A 21,804-nucleotide genomic window follows, 5' to 3' on the forward strand; every position below is an offset into this window, starting at 1 on the left:
TATGTATAGCCTTTTACAGAGGAGCTAGCACCGACACTACGTCACCGTTTTTATAAATTTATCTTTCTTTTTTCCTATTAATAATTTCATAACTATAACAATATTTGAAAAATTGCTATTAATAAGATTAAAAATTAGCAGTTGCAACAAAAAATCCGATTTTTTGAATAGCACCAATGAGGAAAATCTTGTTTTTCGGAAGAGATATTAACTGTTGTTTCAAAATCAATATATTGAACATCCTCATACTCAACATTGCAAATTTCTTGAAAATAAAAATGATTTCCAAATATTGCATCACAATCAGGACAACCAAATGAAGTGTATGAGTTTCTAACTGTTTTGCTATAGCGAGATTTAATTTTGCCCATTTTCATGTTTTGACGTTTAGCTTTTTCAGTCTTCAAGCATTCATAAGCTTTACTTACAATCCCAGGGATAAATTGAGGCTCACCATTTGTAATAATTTCCCAAATCAAAATTAACGTCACCAATGCTTACGCAGGGTCTCTCGCTTGGTCTAACTTTTTCTCTCGCCTCACCCATTCTCACCCTGGTAGAGTAGTTTGGTTAATTTTCAATGTAGCGATCGCTCTGTTATTAATGGAACTAGGAATATTTGAAACTTTAGAATCTATTTTGGGTCTCTATTCTAATGTTGCCATTGCCTGGATAGGAACGATAGTCGCCGATCTAGTCGTAAATAAACCCCTCAAACTCAGTCCCTCCTACATTGAATTTAAACGCCCTTACCTCTATAACATTAATCCCGTAGGCTTTGGTGCAATGGCGATCGCTTCGGTTGTTGCCATTATGGCATTTGTTGGGTTCTTTGGCCCCTTCCTACAAGCATATTCCCCCTTTATCGCCCTTACTGTTGCATTCTGTCTATCCCCGATCATCGCCTTAGTTACCAAAGGCAAATATTACATTGCCCGACAAAACACCGTCCGGACTCTTAACCTCAGTGACTCTTTACTCACCTGCTCTATTTGTACTGAAAGCTATGAAGCCCAAGATATGGCATTTTGTCCTGTTTATGACGGATATATTTGCTCACTATGCTGTAGTTTAGATGCTCGCTGTGACGATCAATGTAAGAAAGAAACACCTGAAATTGCTGAGGATAAAAATAGCTTTAGCCAGAAACTAATTAGGAGCAAAACTTCACCTCTACTAGGTCAAAGAATTATCAAATTTTTGGGAATCTTTCTTTCTATTGCAGGCATTCTAGCTGCATTTTTGGGATTACTTTATTATCTACAGATAGAACAGTTATGGGGAATCTCAAGTTACACCAAGCAACTTGTAGCGAGTATCATTGAAGTAGTTTTCTTTTCCGTTCTACTAAACTTACCCAAACTTACCCATAAGAGTTTTGGAGCTAGCTTCCTGTCTCACAGAAGATCACTGACCGCAGTCTGTAACTTATCTTCTCCTCAGGCTTAAAATCGGTGGGAACTCCACCTACTTATTCACATAGTTTTCTAGATTGACCGCAGCATTAAAGTCTCTGTCAGTTTCACAACCACAAGCTCCACATTCGTATCGTCTCGCACTCAATGGCATTTTCTGTTTGTGCCCGCACTGAGAACATATCTGAGAACTTGGATAAAATCTATCTGCTATCACTAACTTACTTCTATACCACTCGCACTTATATGTTAGCTGACGCTTAAACTCATAAAAGCCACAGTCTGCTATCGCACTTGCTATTTTGTGATTCTTGAGCATTCCACTGACATTCAAGTCTTCTATCACTATGGTGCTGTGGTTTTTAGCTAACCATGTTGTTAATTTATGTAGTGCATCGGCTCTAGTATCGGCTACTTTTTTGTGAATCTTGGCTAGTTTTTTTACGGCCTTAGCTCTGTTTTTTGTTTGCGTAGCATTCCGCAGGAAACCAAGTTCTTTTTTCTTGAGACGCCGTTGATAACGAGTTAGTCGTTTTTTAGCTTGCCTATATGGTTTAACGTTAGCAAATTTGGTTCCATCACTACAGGTGGCTAAGGTGTTGATACCTACATCTACACCAATAACAGCTCGTTCTTTAGGAGTAGGAGTAAGATTAGGAACTGGCTCCAAATCATATTTAAAGCTGATGTACCAATTATTTGCTTTTTTTGAGATAGTCACATTTTTGACTGGTACAGATGGTAAGATTTCATAAGTTTTGACTCTTCCTATCCTTGGCAATTGTATGTAGTTTCCGTGCAAAATTTTAATATTTCCTTCTAGATAAAAACTGTCTTTTTGACCTTTTTTCTTAAACTTAGGAAATCTACATTTAGGAATAGTTAAAAAGTTTTTAAACGCCCTGTCTAAATCTCTTAATGCTTGCTGGGGAGCGCACTTTGATACTTCATAATACCAAGGATTTTCACTTTTAACTTCAGCAATTAAGCGCTTATGCAAGGTAATTGCACTAGGCCGTTTTTTCGTTAATTTATATTCCTCGATACAAGTATTTAATCCCCAGTTATAAGCATGACGAGCCACACCTGTGTGTTTGGCCAGCAGCGTCTTTTGGTAATTGTTAACTTTTAACTTGGTCTTAATTGACTTCATTGGAACTGGTAAGCAGCAACAAAAAAAGCTTTTTTATATATAACAAAAGTTACTATAATATAGAAATAGGAGAGTATCAGCATATTTTTAATATTTATTAATATTTGTCTAACTTTGTCCAATTATTTTGCTTCAGTAGTAAACCCTACTCTTACCTATTGGTATAGGGGTGTGGTGGTTAGTCTTAAGTGAAGAAAGTCGTGAACGAGCTGAGGCAGAACTAGATAAACAAAATATACAATTGCAACAGGAAATTGCTGAACGCAAACGTGCGGAAATTGCTCTCCAAGAACTTGCCCAGGAATTAGAAATTCGGGTAGAACAACGGACCGCTGAATTATCAGAAGCATTGCAAAACTTAAGAGATCGTAATTTTCATGGCGAACCACTTACAGTGCTCTCTTTCTACAAGCACTCGACAAAGTTACTTTGACAGTATCAGGATATTGCACACCTACAGCCTCCCTGGTTTTTACATTCCAAGTAACATAATTTGGTCGCACATACATAGCCGAAAATGTCTTGATTTTTTTTGCTTTTTGCGACTCCCTTAGCATCAAATTCGACATAATCCTGAAGATCCAATTCCGTCCAATTAGCCGGTCCGACAATAAACCCATTATTTGAACCCATTGCCTTTGAAGAACCGGATGTAACCATGGCATGCGCGACATATTCTTGATTAGGCTGGCCCGATGAATTGACTCCAGTAAATATCAGGGCAAATCCTGCAGTTAAGCCTTTTAGTTGATCCATATTTTCGATGCGGTTAGTTTTGCCTTCGATGAAAAAGTACTGGATAACGTCATTGTTAGTCAGACTTTTTGGGACTACTTTAAAAATCCCGCACAAATATGTGTAATACTGAACTGAATTGTAGCATATTTCCACACTAAGCTTTCTGATCTCTTTATCGAAAGTCTTTTGGTCGTAGTGACGCCGACATTTTTCTGTGACTTTATTGGATTCTCTCACCTCTTCTGTTATTTTATCGAACTCGCTATATTCCATGTGTGTTCTCCTTTAATCCTAATTTTACTCTTCTGGGTAAACCCGAACGACTGACCTCAAAGCATCTTATTGAGCGCAAGCAATTGCTCAAACCAACCAAAAGCAGAATATCCTCGTAAAAAGTGGGATTTCTCCACTACTAAACCCAACCAACAACTCTCGCTCAAATGATGTTAAAAGCAAGGAGCCGCAAACGTTGAAGTGAAGTCGTATATCTCCAAATTATCTCCAACTTAAGTCTATGTCAACCCCTAAATATTTTTTTTGTAACCCAATATATATATGCTTTTTAAGCTTTACTACATAAAATAACTTTTGTCAATCCCCCTAAATCAACCTTTTTCAGAGAAGACAAATAAAAGTAGACTAGCATTCTTTAAATTATTGGGGTTTGGTCTCTACGACACCAAAAACAAACAAAGCGTGCAATTAGTCCACCATGACTCTTTTGCCCGCTTTGTTGGAGCGATCGCCACCACCAAAAAATCACTCAACTTGCAACTCATACAAATTCCCAAACCCCCACCCAACGCGGACATGATATTACGGGAAAAAACCTGAGTCAGTTCATTGATTTCCATACCAAATTATTGTGAAATCTCTGCCGTGTCGCCAGGTAAGCCCCAAAAATTTTCCGCAACTTTTCGGAATAGACTCCCAATGCAAAATCCGAATCGCTGCCCAAGCGCTCTTCAATAGCCTCCGCCGCTTGCCAGGCCGTGTATACCGCATTGGTTATCCCATGTGAAGACAAGGGGTCGAAAGCGATCGCCGCATCGCCCAAAGCCAACCAGTCCGAGCCAGCAATTTCATTACTGCAAATCGAATTGGCAGCCGATACAAAGACTGGAGACCAAACTTCACCAGCCAGAAAAGCTTGCAATATCTGTGTTTCGGAAAGCAAAGTTTGCCAATGATCATATTCCCGCATTTTCAAGCTTTGAGGGCTGCCCTTTTCAGCATAAAGTGTCATCACATTAGTCCTTTGATCCAAACTGGATACAATTCCCCATCCACCTTCAAATGCCTCCGTAAATACTCCATGCTTGATTTTAGGGTGTCGGATACGAGGAAGATGACAACTGAAAGCGATCTGTTGGTCATACACCGTGCTGCCAATTCCCAGTCTCCTCAATAGAGCTTTCTTCCTTCCCGTGGCATCCACAAAAATCTGCCCATATAGATCAAAAGGCTTTTCTACTGAATTTACCCGAATACATCGGTCCTCTTCCTTCCAAGACCAATCCTTGCACTGCAAACTCCTGTGGCTGTCCAAACAGCCCTCCAATTTGTGCAGCAATAACTGTTTGTCCAGTTTCAAACCATAATTATAGGGGTGCTGGAAATAAAAATTGATATCCTGAACCTGAGAACTTCCCCATAGGGAATGATATCCTAAAGTTTTTTCCAGAGCACTTTCCTCAAAAACCTCCCGCAACCCAAGTTGCTGTATCATCGCCAATGCAGAAGGTGGCAGAGTTTCCGCTAGCGCCATGACTTTCTGCTGCATTTCTCTTGTCAGAAGGAAATATTCAATCCCCTTTCTTTGCAAAAGCACAGAAAGACACAACCCGGCGATCCCTCCACCAACGATCGCAACATCACTATGGATCGAAGCCATCTAATGAATACCACCTTTTCCGTCGTAAGCTACATAGACGATATCAGGAATTTCGAGTTCAGGACCCACCTCAGACTTTCGACCTGTCACCATACCAACGCTTTTCCATTTATATACCATAGCAATCAACCCATTCTGGTAGCCAGCTTCAGCGTGGTAACCTACAAATCCAGTATCGGCGCTATGAAGCCAGGGCAAGCGGTTAGCGTAAATATATCGGCGGGTTTCCGGAATGAGACTTTGATCCTGGACTTTTTTGAGGCTTTCAGCCGTCAATATGGTAACAGGTAAATTAGCTGCCCACCAAGCAGGTACTGGATATTGCATATCAATGAATACAGTCTGGCAACTTCCTGCATCCGATTGCCAAGGAATTCCCATCCATTTAGTCAAGTCTCCAGGAGTGGCTTCCCAGAGCCAATGCTTGGGATTGGATGGGTCAAGAGATTCCTGGACATCATAGGGAACCATTTCAAATCCAAAATCATTGTAGAAAATCTCTTTTTTGCGTTCTGGACTGGCAGCATTGATGCGAACTTCCCATAAACCATAAAATCCATAGGAGAGTTCTTTGCCCTCGTTGACAAATTCATAGATGCGATGGTTTTCGGCATACATCTGATTATGGCGCATAGGCCAGGTAAGCTCTACCCCTGGGTGGAAACCACCTCCATACAGTGTCTCCAGAACAGCTCTGGTCATCAGCAACGGACTCCTGGCAGGATCTTGAGCTGCTTCCAGAAATTGACGTTGGTAAAAACAGCCCATTTCATCCATGTCCTTAAAATTGAAATCGGGTGGAGTGGTAAATTTGCCGTCTCTCCATTGTTTCAATTGTTCGTAGAGAAAAGGAGGTATGGCAAACCACTGGGCTGGACTACCAGGATAATTGATTCCGTCCCCGGGATAAGTTGGGTATTTCAGTTCGTCTGTTTCAGTACCCAACTGGGTGAGGTCTGTCTTTTGATTGCTAGGAATCACCGGTTCATTGTCGTAATCGTAAATAGGATTCCGAAACAGGTTAAAAATTTGTTTGCGAACCTCCTCACATTCTGGGCTGTTGGAATAAATGCAATGAAATTTATTCTGAGCATAGAGTTGATCGATAGTTTCCCGGAAAGAAGGGGCAAGGAAATCACTGGCATTGACCCATTGCATGCGGTAGAGCCGATATAGCAAAGGGAAAACCAGGCTCAGTTCAGGAGTAAATGTCTCGTCTGCTGCCCCTACGATCAGGTCAAAAAGGGTAGAAAGGGGCTGGATTTGGGGAGCATAATCTGGCGGAGTGGTTGCGATCCAAGCAGCGGATTTGGCATCAGTCAAATCATAGCTTTTTTTCGTAGTTTTGTGGGTAATTTTAGCCGTGATGATACCATCACAAATATCATCGTACCAATTGGAATTATCGGCAAAATCAGTGTTCAGATCGGAAGGATTCAAAGAAGCCGAAGTGCCGTCTGCTCCATAAAAAATCAGGGTTCCTTCATCGTATTCAACGGTACCTAACTTCACATTTACAGAAGACTTCTTCAATTTTGCAGCGATTCTGCTGATTTTGGCTCCACCATCTTTTGAATGATGTGGATAAGGGAACATACCGCAAATCTCCTGCCGGGGGCAATGGGAAGAAACTGTTATCGGGGGAGGGCTATTGACTAATTCCTTCCGGAAATTTTCTCCTCCATGTTTGCGCAGACCTTCATTCAGGACATTAGGGTTGCGGTATGTGGTGCTGATGGCGGGAGCAATGCGTTCATCGTAAAAATTAGGACTGAGGTTTTGGTGGTTTTCCAACTGAATAGAAAGGTCTAGACAGTTGTTGAAATTGTACCAAAAAGGCTTTTTATTAGCCACTTCTGCAGTCCACTCAATGTCATATTCCGCTGGGTCAATCTTCTTTATAGGGTTGCCTGCTTCATCACATTGATAAATGTAAAACCGCTGGGCCTGTTTCTTGATCTCGCCTTTATCGGTCAAATATTCATTGTCTGTTTCAAATAGATTTGCCCATGGGATTTCCGGGCTGAAGATGACCTGGTCTTTTTCAGCAGGACCATTCCCAAGGCGTGCAATACCTATGGAGGGATAAATTCTAAATTTAGGATTTTCCATATTCAATAAACAATAAACAGTAGTTCATCAATGAAGATTTTAAACTAGATAAAAAAACAATTAAAATCCAACAAGACCTATATAAGAGAACTTATCAATGGCATTTCTTTCTGTATCTAAAAGTGAAACAGTACTACCAGAATAATAATCAATCTCTAGATCTTCTAATAATTAGAATAAACTCCAACCAATAGAAAAGCAAGCAAAAAAGTTCATCTAAAAGTTCATATAAAACTAACATTTTCATCTAAAAGTTCATATAAAACTAACATTTTCATCTAAAAGTTCATATAAAACTAACATTTTCATATAAGATTTTTTCTAACAAAACAAATGAAGGTATATTGAAAACACACTGAAATAAAATTTTTCAAATATATGACTAATTTGAATTGACAAAGCAATTTTTAAACTGGCATCTCCTAACCCAGAAATGTTAATAGTTTCGCGATCGCTACTCAGACGCACTGTAGTAGACTCTTAATCCGTACATCCGTGCCATAATCCGTGTGAGCTTTCTCCCTAAATTCAAACTCCAGATATAGATCCGACAAATTCTCCTTCTCGGATATTTTCAACTCCTGGGATATTTTTGGCCATATCCACCAGTTTATTTTGGTCGAATCGTTCATTTTCGCCGATAAATAAAATCAGTAATTGCACAATTTATAACATTATTTTTTCAAATTGTTACGAGATATTTATCTCAAATTTCGGGGTAGTTTCGTTGTGAAAAGTCAGACAAAATTATAAATTTTCTTACTTTTGAATTTTGACTTTTGACTTTTGACTTAAATGTGAATATAGAGTTTCCTAGTTTAGTAATATCAAGTCAAGTTTGTTTCATCAAAAGCTTTTTCTAATTATGGAGTTAATTTTAGATAATTACTCCACAGTCTCAAATAGTCAAAATCTAATATTTTTCGTCTAGTTTTTAAAACTCCTAATACATCGCGCCATTGTTTTTGAGAGTAATTATCCGCAATTTTGTACCATCTTAATTTCTGTAAAACAATATCTTCAGTAGAAGCAATATAAATAAGTTTATTTGTAGACAATAATTGCACTTATTGAAGGCGCGACATTGCTGAAAAATCAAAATCATTAGATTGTTTAATCTGACTATATAATTGCTCAATATCAATATGTATAAAAAGAACCTAATACCAAATTTCTAAATTCCTGAGAGAAATATAGCATCGAAAATAAAATCCCATTGAAAAATTGTATAACCCCTCAACCCCCCTCCCTTTAAGAAAACAGGGAGCTTGGGTGAGAGGTCTTAATTTCTAGATCGTATCAAAAGTTAGCTGAATCGGCGGTAAATTAATGGGACTCGATGTCCCATTAATTTACAAATATTATCCCAAAGTTTTGGTCTTGAAAAAAACTTGTGTTATTATGTTTTATAATCTCGGAAATTTGCCGTTATGCGGATTAAAACTGCCAACGAACTTTTATCAAAACGTGAAGTTATTGCTTATAAAAACTTAAATATTAAAGGACTAGCTAAAACTCATTTGAGTAAATCAATCAATGATGCGATTTGGGGGACAATTCCTAGCTATTCTTGCTGTCAAAGCTGAGAAAGCTGGGCAGAAAACAATAGCTGTGAATCCCAATGGTACAAGCCAAGATTGCTCAAATTGTGGTGAAAAGGTTTCAAAAAAAATATCAGATAGAGTTCATTCCTGTCCGCATTATGGTATTGTGATGTGTCGCGATCAAAATGCTGCCAGAAATGTAAAACACAGGGCGGTAGGGCCCAGACGTCCTTAAAGCACGCGCTTGTCCGACGGGATACCGGGACTGAGAAATGAGAAGCCAACACTATAGCGTCAGCGAGGGTGTGGGAGTATGTCACATAGTGGGACTTGTTTAGATCCCAATATTTAGGAATGAGGATTCAATAAAGTCCAGAATTTTTTGAAAGAACTCAAATAGTATGGACTTTAAGAAATTTAACTTGTATAGATAATAAAATCCTCATTCCTTATTTATTCAATTTTCAATCTTCAATTTAAAATCTAAAAGCATTGCCTAAAGTTAGGATGAAACCTTAAGCTTCCTGGGAGTCCGATCCTTTATCTTCTGCTTCTTCCGCCGATCAAGAGGGAAAGTCTGTATATCACTAATACTTTCAAAGTCTAAGCTACCAACATCAACCTTGCGGACTTGACGGTTGTTTTGAGTATGGTAATAGATTACCTTGTTTGTGATATCGTGAGCTGTTGTCCATTGGGTTGAACTCCGCATACCTGATGTGTCTATATCGTCATTTCCCTCAGATGCTCCAAGGGGAACATTAAAATTGTCAAGTATACGAAATAATTCATACATCGTTTCAGGTCCGTCAGTGGTTTCTCTTGCAGTTTGAGAAAAAGCAACAGCACGGATAAAACGTGATGGAGGTGTAAAGTCTCCTGGAAGCCCAATCATTCCACTACCGCCACCTAATGGGCTAAAATCAATTGAGCCAATTTCCTGATCTGGAAGAGCTACAGGAGATATATTGACATAATTTCGTAAATTAGTAATATGCCAGTCATATGTTGGGGCATTCGTAATAACCCCTAGTTCCGCATCAAAGATTTTTGGTTTGCCTTGTGACCATTCGATGACGATCTGTTCGCCTGAAGGATCGCTAACCATCAAGTGAGCTGGTGCAGGTATCCCAAGAGCTGGTTCCACAACATTTACCACTACGATCGAGTTTATTGCCTCACGGACATCATCTACTGTGGCACAAGTGGAAAGAAGATAGTTGCCAACATCGGTGGGTGCCATTGACTTGTCTGCGATGGTTGGATCATAATCTATATATTCAGCGAAGCCTGGATGATAAAAGAGTCCGGCAGCCAATCCCTTTTCATTTATACCATCAAGGATAATTGGCTTCTCTAGACCATCTAATCCTACTACTCCATATTTGCCAGTCCACTTTATACCAGGTAAATGGACATTCTCATCATCAGAGAGTTCAGTAACAAACTCATGGCCCCTGGGCAGGAGCAATATTCGAGATTTAAAATCAAATGAGCTCCATTCCAGTGTTCGACCATAGACCATAGCGCCATCTTCTGCTGTTAGGGTGATACCTGTACAAGCGTAAGCAACAGGTATTAGGCTAATGAAACAAAACAGAAAGGCTAAAGCCAATGTCAGCACTATTGATTTTATGTTTTTCATCACTCAGCTAATTTTTGATGCTGTACACAATAAATAATATTTTCTTCTCTGCGCAGAATACAACAAGTAGTTATACCTAATTTTTTTATTCGAGTAATTAGGGAATGTACTTTGACAGCCAAATATTCTTTATTTCCAGGTCTAGCTTCCACAATATATACTTTTCCTGGTTATAGATTCATCTGACTCTGAATGTAGTTTAGTTGTTAAAAGTCAGACAAAATTATAAATTTTCTTACTTTTGACTTTTGACTTTTGACTTAAAGGTGAATATAGAGTTTCCTAGTTTAGTAATCTCAAGTCAAGTTTGTTTCATCAAAAGCTTTTTCTAATTCTGGAGTTAATTTTAGATAATTACTCCACAGTTTCAAATAGTTAAAATCTAATATTTTTCGTCTAGCTTTTAAAACTCCTAATACATCGCGCCATTTTTTTTGAGAATAATTATCTGCAATTTTGTACCATCTTAATTTCTGTAAAACAATATCTTCAGGGGAAACAATATAAATCAATTTATTTGTAGAAAATAGTTGCACTTGTTTCCGGCGCGACATTGCTGACAAATCAAAATCATTAGATTGTTTAATAGGATAGATATCAGCTTTGATTACTGATGCTGTGTGAATAACATTAAAGGTATTAGTACTACGCCTCATAGCATCATCTATAGCAACTTCACTTACATAAAATTCTGTTGCTAAAGCTGCTATTAATTGTTGTACTTTTTCTGGTTCTAAAATTACTGCTATATCAGCATCTTCTGTTTGTCTCCGTTCTCCCCAGAAGGAACTAGCAAGACCACTACCTAAATAGTAAGGAATGTTCAAATTATCTAATATTTCACCAAGATTTACAACTAAATCTATTTCAGAAACAATCATAAAATCCTTATCAATTAATTTATTTATTGAGCAATATTGCTCTCCTAATTTTAATTTTATATACTCTATTTTTAGTTGTTTATTGGTTAAATTATTATGTTGCTGTTTAAATAAATCCCACCAGATTTGTTGTGACTGAATAGATGCTCTATGATGTTGCATTATTCTCGTTTCTATAGGCATTTTACCTATGAGTTCAAACCAGATTTTTTCAGCTTCTATTGTTGTATCTGCTGCTTGGGTTTTGTACATTATTTTCTACGACGATATTACTCAAAATATTAATCTTAACTGACTGTTTGATAAGACGACTCTAAGATTTTTTGACGCACTTGCTCCAGCGAATTTATCTTATCTAAAACTAGCTCGAAACAGTAATCTGAATCCACAGTGATAATTGGTTGAGGATAGCGTTTTTGAATTGACAAAGCAATTTTTAAACTAGCATCTCCTAGCTCAGAAATACTAATAGTTTCGCGATCACCACTCAAACGCACTGTGGTAAAATCCTCTCCCTCCCTAAATTCAAACTCTAGGATAGAACCGACAAATTCTCCTTCTCGAATATTTTCAATTCCTGGGATGTTTTTAACAATATCTACCAGTTTATTTTGGTCAAATTGTTCATTTTTACCAATAAATAAAATCAGTAATTGCATGATTTATACAGCATATTCCTCAGAGGATGTCTGAAAAGTTTTTTGATACTTAATTTTGCCCCCCTAACCCCCCAACTTTGGGGGGAATAAGAGTCAATTTGCTTCTAAAATTCCCCCAATTTTGGGGGATGCGCGGGGGCTTGGATGTAGTAAATGGGACTTCTCAGACAACCTATCCCATAAGAAATACAGATATTAAAAATTAAATATTCCCAGTGCGGGCATCTTGCCCGCGATGTGTCTACCTTACCAAAATTATCAACTTTCTTACTTTTGACTTTTGACTTTTGACTTTTGACTTAAAAAAGACGCGATGTGTCTACCTTACCAAAATTATCAACTTTCTTACTTTTAACTTTTAACTTTTGACTTTTGACTTAAAAAAGACGCGATGTGTGTACCTTACTAAAATTATCAACTTTCTTACTTTTAACTTTTAACTTTTAACTTTTGACTTAAAAAAGACGCGATGTATCTACCTTACCAAAATTATAAATTTTCTTACTTTTAACTTTTGACTTTTGACTTACAAAAGATGCGATGTGTGTACCTTACCAAAATTATCAACTTTCTTACTTTTGACTTTTGACTTTTGACTTAAAAAAGACAGTAAGCATTCAGCTATTAGCTGTCAGCTATCAGCAAAAAGACTCTATGTTATTGGACAGTGTTTAAATTAACAACTGACTTTAAGAGAAAGGAAGGCAACTTTTGCAGTAAGACAATTCATAAAGCTTTTATCCTAAACTAAAAGCAATAGCTGATAGCTGATGGCTGACGGCTGAATGCTTAAAAAAGACAAGCCATCGGAAAAATTAGATATTCTAGGAAAAATAGTTTCCAAATAAATTGATAAAAATCAGCGATCGCTCTTTTATCTTCCAGGTCTACTTTTTGACTACGCCACCACATTATACCCAAAGCTAATACATGACTTATTACCAAAAAAATCAAATTAATATTTGCCAACCAAGTCATACCAAATATAATCATACCAACATAGCAAATTGTTAATACCCACCTTGCTAAATTAAATACAGTAAATGTTCCTAATTTAATTGTAAATGTAGTGATATTAAATTTACGGTCTCCTTCAATATCTGGAATATCCTTAAAAATTGCAATAGCAAAAGTGAAGACTATCACAAACAAAGTTAGCGCCCATACTGTGGGAGTAATTTCTGGAATTACCAAGATTTTTTTGAGGAGAATTATTTCACCTACTCCTTCTATCCATTCATACAAACTTCCTGAAACTTTCTCAACTTTTTCTAATCCCCAAACAAAGCTTAAAAATAACCCTAGATTAACAATTACTCCCCGCACAGTAAAAATACATAACGCTGCCCAAAAAGGAAATCTTTTTAATCTAATAGGAGGCAAAGAATAAAATGTACCAATTACTAAACTTATTCCCACCGTACCTAATAAAAAAGGTCCGCCAACTAGAGCAAAACTTAAAGCCAAAACTCCCGTTATTGCCACAATTAGTTGACCAGAAAATCGGGAAAATTCACCAGCAGCTATAGGAAGATGAGGTTTATTAATTCGGTCTATTTCCACATCTTCTAATTGATTCAATCCTACTATATAAATATTTCCGCATAGACAACTTATCCAAGTTACCAATAACAGAATTAAACTATAGATGAAAAAAGATTGATTGAAAAAATCAGAGCGATCGCCTAGAGCAATTAGATATATTGCCAATACACTTAATGTTGTGCCAATAATTGTATGGGGACGTGCAAACTTCCAAAAACTATATAGCCATGGGAAATATTTTTGCACCAAATTAGTTGTAATTTTTGCTTCCTGATAATGTGAAATTTCTCCCATAACTACCTTGAATGATTTTTCTCTTAATTTACGATAATTTTATAGCAGTTTTCACATAGATAGACTACATTCAATAATTAATAATTAATAATTAATAATTAATAATTATCTCTTCTTTTAAAGGAGAGGATTGACTAAAAGGAAAATTTTTATTTTTATCCTCTTAAAAGGGGAGGCTTTAAACCACATTTTTTTGGTAATAAAAGCATTTTTCTACTCCCTACTCCCTACTCCCTACTCCCTACTCCCTAAGCAAAAATAATTTTGTAGTCTACTTAAATGAAAAGCGCCTTCATTAATTTATAATTGACAATGGATAATTGATAATTACCTCGGGTTTTAACCGTTACAGAATTGAATATAAGGAAATATCCTAGCACTTTTTTCCCATTAAAAGGGGAGGCTTCAAGGCGCGAATTATTTAATTATTAATTATTAATTATTCGGTAATATTAATTTGGGTGCATCTAAGTATTTGCAAAAATACTTTTTTCCTATATGTTGCCAGATGAGCTGTTGCCTGTTGCCTATTGCCTAAAAGCAATAAATTTTTGGCTTTATTCAAAATTGAGATGCACCCATTAATTTGGCAACCGATTAATATCTTGATTAGAGCCAAGTACAATCATTATTATTCCTTTAGTTAAAATTGTACTAGGCTTCGGATTAATTTTAAATTTTTCACCTCGGTCGCTCACTGCCAGTAAATTTAAACCATATTTATTCCGTAGTTCTAAATCAGCAATAGTTTTACCATCAAATTTTTCTGGTACAATAACTTCTACGATACTATGATCTGGGTCTATATCAAATTGATCGAGTATTCTAGGTTTACTCAATAATCGTGCTAGTTCGCAACCCATTTCTCTCTCTGGAAATACCACATAGTCTGCTCCAATCTTGTTTAAAAGTTTGACATGAGTCTCTGAAGAAGCTTTAGCTACTACAAATTTTACTCCCACTTCCTTAAGATTAAGAGTAGTAATAATACTTTCCGACAAATAATTGCCAATTGCGACAATTACTGTATCAAAATCTGAAATACCAGCTTGTTTAATAGCATTAATTTCTGTTGCATCAAGCTCTAAAGCATGGGAAGATATTTTGTCAGTTAAAGCTTGATTTACTCTTTTTTCTTCTCTATCAATAGCCAAAACTTCATAGCCTAAATTATGCAGAGTTAAACATACTGCTTTACCAAATCTCCCCAAACCAATTACTGCAAATTGTTTAGTTTCAGATTTTAAATTTTGCCAAAAATTCCAAGACGATAATTTCACTAAAAATTCAACGTTATAGCTTCTATATTGTAAATAGCAAGTAAGCATTTTCTGAGGAATTCTACGCAAACAGCTTTTGAAAGTAATAACTTACTAAACCAGTTTGATATGAGGTTGCATAGAATGATGAAATTCATTAAATCAATCTATCTTTATCTACGCTTATCTGTGGTCAATTCTGCTTGAAATATTATTCTATACAGCTTCATTTCAATTTGGTATAAGGTTAACTTGTTACCTTTTTCTTTCCTGCGGAATGCTGCATCAAGATAATTTTGAATTATCCTTTTCAGATAATAACTGATAACTGATAGCTGATAGCTGAGTGCTGAATACTTACAATAGCAAACACAACGTTGCCTCCAAATATTTATTTTCAAATTTTACCAATACTGAGAAAAATTTTGAACAATTAACTAACTTTATTCTCCTAGTTTTTTAGCTGTATTTTTTACTTTAGCATGAATAAGTAAGCATTTCCTACGGAATGCTGCGCAAACAGCGGTCAGCTATCAGCTTTAGTGGACAATTTAAGCTAATTTTTTTTGTGCTTCAATTCTTTGTTTAAAAATGTAGTAGAAGTTAAGCAAATGCTTGCTTCATTAATTAAAAAGCTGTTTGCGCAGCATGACAAACGAAAATTCTGTTTGCGGAGCATTCCGTAGGAAATACTAATAGCTGTTTGCTTGGATAAACTCAAACAATTATATAGCGTTTCTCAAATTAGTGGGATAGAATTGTTTTGCTTTTTTTCTATCCCCTGTTTCTCGAGTTACTACTCCCTACTCCCTACCCCCTACTCCCTAAAACAAACGAATTTTTAACCGAAAAATTGTGGGTATGCGCCTCCCCTTTTAAGGGGATAATAAAAAAAAATTTTCATTATTAGTCAATCCTCTTCTTTTCAAGGAGAGGTAATTATTAATTATTCATTATTAATTATTCATTATTGAACTCACCAATACGAGAATTGCTATACAAATAAATTTTCCTCTGGATACTGAACCACACTAGGATTTTTTTCAGCAAAAATAGTAGATACTAATAGTAAGACACCGACCCTACCTATATACATAGTTAAAATCAATACTAACTGTCCTGGAATTGTAAAATTAGAAGTAATACCTGTAGATAAACCAACTGTAGCAAAAGCAGAAACAACTTCAAAAAAAACTTGAATTGACTCTAATTCTGGGTCAGCAAAAGCAGCTAAAGTAGTAGCGATCGCCACTAATGAAGCTGAGGCAAAAACCACACCAATAGCCTTAATAATAACTATCACTGGAATCTTACGTTGATAACATAAAACTTCTTCCCTACCCTGTAAAGCTGCTTTTGTACTGTTAAATAATATTCTAAAAGTTGTAGTTTTAATACCCCCCCCAGTGCTACCCGGACTTGCACCAATAAACATTAAAGCAATAGTGATAAATAAACCAGCATCAGTCAATTGCCCAATATCAATAGTATTAAAACCCGCCGTTCTAGTAGTAACAGATTGAAACCAAACAGCAATTAATTTTTGCCCTAAGTTTAAACTTTCTAGAGTCTGAGGATTGTTAAATTCAGCAATAAAAAAAGTAATAACACCAAAAATCAATAAAAAAATAGTTGTATTAGTAACCACTTTAAAATGTAGAGAAAAAGTGTGAAAAACTTGCTCTTTTTGCCAACTACTTTTAAACCATAAATACATTTCCATAATCACTTGATAACCCAATCCGCCAAATATAATCAAGCCAGTAATAACCAAATTTAGTAACGGAGATTTTGCATATTTAATAAACCCATCTGTATATAAACTAAAGCCAGCGTTATTAAAAGCATTTATACTATGAAAAATAGAATGCCAAAGACCATCTTTAAACCCATAATTTGGAACAAAAACAAACAAAAGCAACAAAATACCAGTCAATTCAAACACAACTGTTGTAGCCAAAATAGACTTAATTAAAGGTTCTACACCAGCTAACCCTACCTGTTCCAAAGATTGCTGAAGAGCAACTTTTTCTCGAAGACGAAATTTACGACCAAGCAACAACAAAAGAATAGTTGTAGCAGTCATATAACCCAAAGCTCCAACTTGAACCAATAACAATAGAAATAATTGCCCCCAAAACGAATAATATTCTCCCACATTCACAACAGAAAGTCCCGTCACACAAACAGCAGAAGTTGCTGTGAATAAAGCAGTCACAGGATGACTCCAATTCCCATTACTCATAGAAATAGGTAACATGAGTAATATCGCACCAATAATAATAACAGCAATAAAACCTTGACATACAGTTCTAGCTACACTCATTTCAAATTTTTAGTATGTATATTTAAAATTTAGACGAGTTACTTCGTCAGCATTCAGCCATCAACTATTGATGAGAGGAGAAATTCAAAAATTAATAATTAACAATTAATAATTAATAATTAATAATTACCTCTTCTTATAAAGAAGACCATTGGCTAAAAGAATTTTTTGTCTTCTCTTGGTCGATTGGATATGGTTAGGAAACCCATCCATCCCACCCTTCGGGAAGCTCCGCTAACGACAGCTTTTTTCTCCATGAATGGAGAGGCTTCATACCTTAATTTTTCGGTAAAAGCAATTGAAAAATTGAGAGATAATTAAAAGTTACCGAATAATTAATAATTAAATAATTAAATAATTAAACAATTCAGCTTTATTACCCTCCCCTTTCAAGAGGAAAAAAATAAATTTTTTCCTTATTGGTCAATCCTCTCCCTAAAAGGGAGAAGTAATTATCCATTATTCATTAATCAATGACAATCTACACTCCTTCAACCTTAGAAATAATTATTCATTATTTGCTAAAGTGCTGACTGCCCTCAAGCTGAATACTTACCTTATTTAAATCACAAATAACTTACACAAACTCACCTTAATAACGGCATAAATTACCGCCTAAACTTACAAACACTTAAACTTTTTTTGCTAAACAAAATGTAAGCATTTCCTGCGGAATGCTGCGCAAACAGCTATTAGCAGTCAGTTGTCAGTAATTAGTAATGAGTAATTACCTCTAAGGTTTAGGAAGGGGACTTTGCCAATAACTTTTATTCTTTCTCAATTTTAAAGGTTGCTTTTATCTTACTCAAAATTAATAGCTGAAGTTCGCAGTTCCGACCATAGGAGGCTAGCTAATAGCTGACAGCTGAATGCTTATAACAAAATAACTTTTAACCTTTGACTTTTGTGTTAAACATAGCAATCTTATTTAAGTTGTGAGATATTGTAGATTTTAGGAAACAGGGAACAGGGAAAACCCGAGCTGGGAATGATAAACATCGAAGCAATAAAATTATCACAAATCATTTAGGAATGCCATATATAATAGTTCAGGAAAATAAATCCTCAACCTTAATTAATTAACAATTATGACCTCAACCTTAATCGAACAGATTCAACAATTCTATGATGCTTCCTCCAGTCTTTGGGAACAAGCATGGGGCGAACATATGCACCATGGCCATTATGGACAAGATGGTAAGGAGAAAAAAAATAGACGACAAGCTCAAATAGACATGATTGAAGAATTACTTCAATGGGGAGCATTAAATGAAAAATCAAGTGTCTGGCCTCCCACCTCTATCCTGGACGTCGGTTGTGGTATTGGCGGTAGTACACTATACTTGGCCGAAAAATTTCATGCCACTGCCACAGGTATTACCCTTTCTCCCGTCCAGGCCCAAAGAGCCAAAGAACGAGCTGATGCAGCCAACTTAAGTCAATCTACTAATTTTATAGTGGCAAATGCTTTAGAAATGCCCTTTGCTGATGAATCATTTGACTTAGTATGGTCTCTCGAAAGTGGAGAACATATGCCCAATAAACAGAAATTTTTGCAAGAATGCTATAGAGTCCTCAAACCAGGTGGAAGTATAATTATGGCTACTTGGTGCCATCGTCCAGTTGGCGGCCTTAATGGACAACTAACTGACGATGAAAGGAGACATCTAGCCGAAATTTATCGGGTCTATGCTCTGCCTTATGTTATTTCTTTGCCAGAATATGAAGCGATCGCCCAAAATATCGGCTTTCAAAATATTTGCACTGCGGACTGGTCAACTGCTGCTGCTCCTTTCTGGGATGTTGTGATTGAATCAGCTTTTGACCCTAAAGTGATTATGAATTTACTCTTTAGTGGTTGGACAACAATTCAAGCCGCCCTTTCCCTGGAGTTAATGAGTAGTGGATATGAAAGAGGATTAATAAAATTTGGTCTATTGCGGGGAAATAAATAGTTAATTACTACAAATTTTTTTTAAATTCAGTAGAAGTGAGTCAAAACTTTTATACTTTAGAGATGAAATAATTTCCTGAAATTATGATGAGATTAAAGTTTCGAGCCGATAAAATCTGACTTTTGACTTTTGATTTTTGAGTTTTGACTTCATCATTAACTTACTGTATTTTAAGTCCTCTTTTTCTGTTCTATTCTTTTCCTTCTCTCCCGATATCATCACTGCATCTTCAGTAAATGTTAATTTCTGTACCAATATACCTGCTTCTGCTATAATCATCGCTTACAATAGATACACCATATGGGATATTCCTGGAGGTGTAATTTATGTTAGTTATTTTAATGGAAAATCAGCTAGTTGCCCCTCAACAAGTTTGTCAAAGTTGTTTGTTAGCCGATAGAAGTGGTCAACCCCGATGGAAAGGTGGTCAATTACGTTGTGGTCATCCAGTTCCTAAGTTATCAGATACTCAAGCAGATCAGTATGAGTGTCAAATGGGTTTCCGCGTTGCCAGTATAGAATAATATAGAATCTGGATAATTAGTTATCGTATCGCCCTCGGAGTCAGGACTCAGGAGAAAAGAAGAATTGCATGGGAATTATCTAGAGGTATTCGGTGAAAGGTCTACATTGAGTGTAGGTAATTTTGCGATAATTGTATAATCGGATTTCATATAATTACAAAAATCACAAAAAATTATTAGGTTCAGGACTTACGCAAAGACACTACATATAGCGCATAGTCAACAGATCGATCGCTATAAATTTTAAGCGATCGCCTCAAGACAAGTAGCATAGTTAAAACAAAGGTAAGGATGAAAATTAAAAGTAGATTAAAATAGTGAGTTTACCCTTGAAGCTAATAATTTAAATATAGCTTAAAAGTCAACAAAATAGTTCGCTCAGACTTGAGTTGCGTAGAAAATATCTTAATTAGTGAGCAAAACACAGCTTTAAACACTTAACACTTTAATTATCTACTTTTTTGTTTTTTTGATCAATTATTTAGGACTACTTATTTGAAGAATATAGAATAATATTTTTAGAGACACCAACAGGTAGAGTCATACAAGTATTCCTTCTATTGCATCATTTTTTAGATGGTGACTATCTACCTAATTATAGTGAAACACTAGGCACTTGTGCTTGGAACTTGAGTTAAGAGTCAGGAAAGGCCTACCTTTTACTTTTTCCCAAAGAAAGTATTTTTCTTTTTTCCTTAAAATTACTTAAAATTTGAAAGTTTAGTGATTTTTTAGGCCACAAAACACTTTCCAGGGCTGAAGTTATCTAACTACTGCGCTATCCTGAATTTATATGTACTTATTATCATCAAACTCAGGAGTATTTGACAATGACTTGGCGTGGTTCTACAACTGTTCAAGACCGAATTTTTGCTAGCTTACCTTACCTATTACCCTTGCTAGATGGGTTAGTATATGGGAGATATTTATTTCAACAGTTCCCTCCCATACAGATAATACCAGTTCTTCTAGCCCCTTTATTACAGATTTATAGAGGTATACCCTTCTTTGGCTTAATAGTTTTCTTTGCTCTGTTCTTGTTAGTTGTGAGAAATGAAAATATATCTCACTTTATTCGTTTCAATACCATGCAAGCAATTTTACTGGATATTATTTTAATCTTGTGTGGTCTAATTCTGCAAATCTTGGGAGCAAGTTTAGGAGGATTTATTCTGGAAACTTTCTCTAATATGATATTCATTGGAATTCTAGCATCATTTATCTATGCAGTAGTTCAATCAGTTATGGGTCGCTACGCAGAAATACCTACTATTTCTGAAGCTGTTTATATGCAAGTGCGCTAAATTTTTTTCACACTCACACCCTTTATTTTGTCAATGCGGGTGAAAATTTTGTAAGATAAAAGATCCTTGCTTCTACATAAAATTTGCTAGAAGCCATGTAGTCCAAAAGGAGATTATTTCCATGAAACCATTCATTTACGAAACAATGTATATTCTGCGTCCAGACCTGATTGAAGAACAGGTAGAACAGACAATTGCAAAATATAAAGATTTATTGCAGGAACAGGGCGCTTACGACCTAGAAATTCAACATCGTGGTAAGCGTCGTTTAGCTTATGAGATAAACGATCATCGAGAAGGTACATATATTCAGATGAACTATCAAGGTCCTCCCACTCAAATAGCTGTATTGGAGAGGGCAATGCGTTTGAGTGAAGAGGTTATTCGTTACTTAACGATTAAACAGGAAGTACCCAAAAACACGACACCAGATACTACTACACCAGATACTCAAGATCAACCAGAACCATTAGCAGCATCAGTGGAATAGTAATATTTCACGGCAGCCAACATTATTTGGACTAAAAGATTTGAGAGTTTTGATTCACCCAAAAAA

General features: G+C 36.1%; 23 protein-coding genes. 8 read left to right on the top strand and 15 right to left on the bottom strand.

The window, feature by feature from the left end; genetic code table 11:
- Positions 1-134: 134 nt before the first annotated feature.
- On the bottom strand, positions 135-479 hold the full coding sequence (locus F6K15_RS20290) for a hypothetical protein (RefSeq protein WP_293063649.1): 345 nt from the start codon (positions 477-479) through the stop codon (positions 135-137).
- Positions 480-603: 124 nt separating this feature from the next.
- Here F6K15_RS20290 and F6K15_RS20295 point away from each other — a divergent pair, with 124 nt between their 5' ends.
- A complete protein-coding gene (locus F6K15_RS20295) occupies positions 604-1,449 on the top strand; it encodes a hypothetical protein (protein ID WP_293063651.1) in 846 nt (281 codons plus the stop codon).
- A gap of 18 nt (positions 1,450-1,467) precedes the next feature.
- On the opposite strand, the gene F6K15_RS20300 is transcribed toward F6K15_RS20295, so the two are convergent.
- A complete protein-coding gene (locus tag F6K15_RS20300; protein WP_293063653.1) occupies positions 1,468-2,568 on the bottom strand; it encodes an RNA-guided endonuclease TnpB family protein in 1,101 nt (366 codons plus the stop codon).
- A gap of 169 nt (positions 2,569-2,737) precedes the next feature.
- Between F6K15_RS20300 and F6K15_RS20305 the strand changes: the two genes are divergently transcribed.
- Complete coding sequence (locus F6K15_RS20305; RefSeq protein WP_293063655.1) at positions 2,738-3,001, top strand: hypothetical protein; 264 nt, start codon at positions 2,738-2,740, stop codon at positions 2,999-3,001.
- Positions 3,002-3,006: 5 nt separating this feature from the next.
- On the opposite strand, the gene F6K15_RS20310 is transcribed toward F6K15_RS20305, so the two are convergent.
- On the bottom strand, positions 3,007-3,579 hold the full coding sequence (locus F6K15_RS20310) for a hypothetical protein (RefSeq protein WP_293063657.1): 573 nt from the start codon (positions 3,577-3,579) through the stop codon (positions 3,007-3,009).
- A 315-nt stretch (positions 3,580-3,894) separates the two neighbouring features.
- Here F6K15_RS20310 and F6K15_RS20315 point away from each other — a divergent pair, with 315 nt between their 5' ends.
- Entirely contained in the window at positions 3,895-4,140 is a 246-nt protein-coding gene (locus F6K15_RS20315; protein ID WP_293063659.1) for a hypothetical protein, read from the top strand.
- Between the two features lies 1 nt (position 4,141).
- Here the strand turns inward: F6K15_RS20315 and F6K15_RS20320 are convergent, their stop codons facing one another.
- From F6K15_RS20320 to F6K15_RS20335, 4 genes are all read right to left on the bottom strand, one after another.
- A complete protein-coding gene (locus F6K15_RS20320; protein WP_293063661.1) occupies positions 4,142-5,200 on the bottom strand; it encodes an NAD(P)/FAD-dependent oxidoreductase in 1,059 nt (352 codons plus the stop codon).
- Positions 5,201-7,312, bottom strand: coding sequence for a LodA/GoxA family CTQ-dependent oxidase (locus tag F6K15_RS20325; RefSeq protein ID WP_293063663.1), 2,112 nt, complete (start codon positions 7,310-7,312; stop codon positions 5,201-5,203).
- A gap of 528 nt (positions 7,313-7,840) precedes the next feature.
- Positions 7,841-7,975, bottom strand: a complete 135-nt coding sequence (locus F6K15_RS20330) for a hypothetical protein (protein ID WP_293063665.1) — start codon at positions 7,973-7,975, stop codon at positions 7,841-7,843.
- 200 nt (positions 7,976-8,175) lie between these two features.
- The gene (locus F6K15_RS20335; protein WP_293063666.1) at positions 8,176-8,370 is read right to left on the bottom strand and encodes a hypothetical protein; all 195 of its coding nucleotides are present in this window, start codon (positions 8,368-8,370) and stop codon (positions 8,176-8,178) included.
- 478 nt (positions 8,371-8,848) lie between these two features.
- On the opposite strand from F6K15_RS20335, the gene F6K15_RS20340 reads away from it, so the two are divergent.
- Positions 8,849-9,091: a transposase gene (locus tag F6K15_RS20340; RefSeq protein WP_293063667.1), complete on the top strand. Its 243-nt coding sequence runs from the start codon at positions 8,849-8,851 to the stop codon at positions 9,089-9,091.
- A 267-nt stretch (positions 9,092-9,358) separates the two neighbouring features.
- On the opposite strand, the gene F6K15_RS20345 is transcribed toward F6K15_RS20340, so the two are convergent.
- The 7 genes from F6K15_RS20345 to F6K15_RS20375 form a co-directional block, all read right to left on the bottom strand.
- Positions 9,359-10,501: a choloylglycine hydrolase family protein gene (locus F6K15_RS20345; RefSeq protein ID WP_293063668.1), complete on the bottom strand. Its 1,143-nt coding sequence runs from the start codon at positions 10,499-10,501 to the stop codon at positions 9,359-9,361.
- Positions 10,501-10,653, bottom strand: coding sequence for a hypothetical protein (locus tag F6K15_RS20350; protein WP_293063669.1), 153 nt, complete (start codon positions 10,651-10,653; stop codon positions 10,501-10,503). The genes F6K15_RS20345 and F6K15_RS20350 overlap by 1 nt, the downstream gene beginning before the upstream one ends.
- 144 nt (positions 10,654-10,797) lie before the next feature.
- Positions 10,798-11,634, bottom strand: a complete 837-nt coding sequence (locus tag F6K15_RS20355) for a hypothetical protein (protein WP_293063670.1) — start codon at positions 11,632-11,634, stop codon at positions 10,798-10,800.
- A 35-nt stretch (positions 11,635-11,669) separates the two neighbouring features.
- Positions 11,670-12,041 (bottom strand): hypothetical protein, encoded by a 372-nt coding sequence (locus tag F6K15_RS20360; protein WP_293063671.1) that lies wholly within the window; start codon positions 12,039-12,041, stop codon positions 11,670-11,672.
- 789 nt (positions 12,042-12,830) lie between these two features.
- The gene (locus tag F6K15_RS20365) at positions 12,831-13,880 is read right to left on the bottom strand and encodes a homogentisate phytyltransferase (protein WP_293063673.1); all 1,050 of its coding nucleotides are present in this window, start codon (positions 13,878-13,880) and stop codon (positions 12,831-12,833) included.
- A 581-nt stretch (positions 13,881-14,461) separates the two neighbouring features.
- Positions 14,462-15,160, bottom strand: a complete 699-nt coding sequence (locus F6K15_RS20370; protein WP_293063675.1) for a TrkA family potassium uptake protein — start codon at positions 15,158-15,160, stop codon at positions 14,462-14,464.
- A gap of 973 nt (positions 15,161-16,133) precedes the next feature.
- Positions 16,134-17,465: a TrkH family potassium uptake protein gene (locus F6K15_RS20375; RefSeq protein ID WP_293063677.1), complete on the bottom strand. Its 1,332-nt coding sequence runs from the start codon at positions 17,463-17,465 to the stop codon at positions 16,134-16,136.
- 1,088 nt (positions 17,466-18,553) lie between these two features.
- On the opposite strand from F6K15_RS20375, the gene F6K15_RS20380 reads away from it, so the two are divergent.
- Positions 18,554-19,420 carry a methyltransferase domain-containing protein gene (locus F6K15_RS20380; RefSeq protein ID WP_293063679.1) on the top strand — a complete coding sequence of 289 codons (867 nt, stop codon included), beginning with the start codon at positions 18,554-18,556 and terminating at the stop codon, positions 19,418-19,420.
- An 81-nt stretch (positions 19,421-19,501) separates the two neighbouring features.
- Here the strand turns inward: F6K15_RS20380 and F6K15_RS20385 are convergent, their stop codons facing one another.
- Positions 19,502-19,699 carry a hypothetical protein gene (locus tag F6K15_RS20385; protein WP_293063680.1) on the bottom strand — a complete coding sequence of 66 codons (198 nt, stop codon included), beginning with the start codon at positions 19,697-19,699 and terminating at the stop codon, positions 19,502-19,504.
- A gap of 47 nt (positions 19,700-19,746) precedes the next feature.
- Here F6K15_RS20385 and F6K15_RS20390 point away from each other — a divergent pair, with 47 nt between their 5' ends.
- The 3 genes from F6K15_RS20390 to rpsF all read left to right on the top strand — a co-directional run bounded on the left by F6K15_RS20390 (position 19,747) and on the right by rpsF (position 21,738).
- Positions 19,747-19,944, top strand: a complete 198-nt coding sequence (locus F6K15_RS20390) for a hypothetical protein (protein WP_124146187.1) — start codon at positions 19,747-19,749, stop codon at positions 19,942-19,944.
- An 830-nt stretch (positions 19,945-20,774) separates the two neighbouring features.
- The gene (locus F6K15_RS20395; RefSeq protein ID WP_293063682.1) at positions 20,775-21,248 is read left to right on the top strand and encodes a Tic20 family protein; all 474 of its coding nucleotides are present in this window, start codon (positions 20,775-20,777) and stop codon (positions 21,246-21,248) included.
- Between the two features lie 121 nt (positions 21,249-21,369).
- Positions 21,370-21,738, top strand: coding sequence for a 30S ribosomal protein S6 (gene rpsF / locus F6K15_RS20400; RefSeq protein WP_293063684.1), 369 nt, complete (start codon positions 21,370-21,372; stop codon positions 21,736-21,738).
- Positions 21,739-21,804 lie beyond the last annotated feature (66 nt).

The organism is Okeania sp. SIO2B3 (assembly GCF_010672525.1).
Taxonomy (GTDB): domain Bacteria; phylum Cyanobacteriota; class Cyanobacteriia; order Cyanobacteriales; family Microcoleaceae; genus Okeania.

What these genes read in the sequence shown, in the direction of transcription:
- F6K15_RS20355 (WP_293063670.1), bottom strand. Translation starts at nt 11,634, where the DNA reads ATGTACAAAACCCAAGCAGCAGATACAACAATAGAAGCTGAAAAAATC.
- F6K15_RS20300 (WP_293063653.1), bottom strand. Translation starts at nt 2,568, where the DNA reads ATGAAGTCAATTAAGACCAAGTTAAAAGTTAACAATTACCAAAAGACG.
- F6K15_RS20340 (WP_293063667.1), top strand. Translation starts at nt 8,849, where the DNA reads ATGATGCGATTTGGGGGACAATTCCTAGCTATTCTTGCTGTCAAAGCT.
- rpsF (WP_293063684.1), top strand. Translation starts at nt 21,370, where the DNA reads ATGAAACCATTCATTTACGAAACAATGTATATTCTGCGTCCAGACCTG.
- F6K15_RS20395 (WP_293063682.1), top strand. Translation starts at nt 20,775, where the DNA reads ATGACTTGGCGTGGTTCTACAACTGTTCAAGACCGAATTTTTGCTAGC.
- F6K15_RS20380 (WP_293063679.1), top strand. Translation starts at nt 18,554, where the DNA reads ATGACCTCAACCTTAATCGAACAGATTCAACAATTCTATGATGCTTCC.
- F6K15_RS20390 (WP_124146187.1), top strand. Translation starts at nt 19,747, where the DNA reads ATGTTAGTTATTTTAATGGAAAATCAGCTAGTTGCCCCTCAACAAGTT.
- F6K15_RS20385 (WP_293063680.1), bottom strand. Translation starts at nt 19,699, where the DNA reads ATGATTATAGCAGAAGCAGGTATATTGGTACAGAAATTAACATTTACT.
- F6K15_RS20320 (WP_293063661.1), bottom strand. Translation starts at nt 5,200, where the DNA reads ATGGCTTCGATCCATAGTGATGTTGCGATCGTTGGTGGAGGGATCGCC.
- F6K15_RS20310 (WP_293063657.1), bottom strand. Translation starts at nt 3,579, where the DNA reads ATGGAATATAGCGAGTTCGATAAAATAACAGAAGAGGTGAGAGAATCC.
- F6K15_RS20325 (WP_293063663.1), bottom strand. Translation starts at nt 7,312, where the DNA reads ATGGAAAATCCTAAATTTAGAATTTATCCCTCCATAGGTATTGCACGC.
- F6K15_RS20360 (WP_293063671.1), bottom strand. Translation starts at nt 12,041, where the DNA reads ATGCAATTACTGATTTTATTTATTGGTAAAAATGAACAATTTGACCAA.
- F6K15_RS20295 (WP_293063651.1), top strand. Translation starts at nt 604, where the DNA reads ATGGAACTAGGAATATTTGAAACTTTAGAATCTATTTTGGGTCTCTAT.
- F6K15_RS20375 (WP_293063677.1), bottom strand. Translation starts at nt 17,465, where the DNA reads ATGAGTGTAGCTAGAACTGTATGTCAAGGTTTTATTGCTGTTATTATT.
- F6K15_RS20345 (WP_293063668.1), bottom strand. Translation starts at nt 10,501, where the DNA reads ATGAAAAACATAAAATCAATAGTGCTGACATTGGCTTTAGCCTTTCTG.
- F6K15_RS20365 (WP_293063673.1), bottom strand. Translation starts at nt 13,880, where the DNA reads ATGGGAGAAATTTCACATTATCAGGAAGCAAAAATTACAACTAATTTG.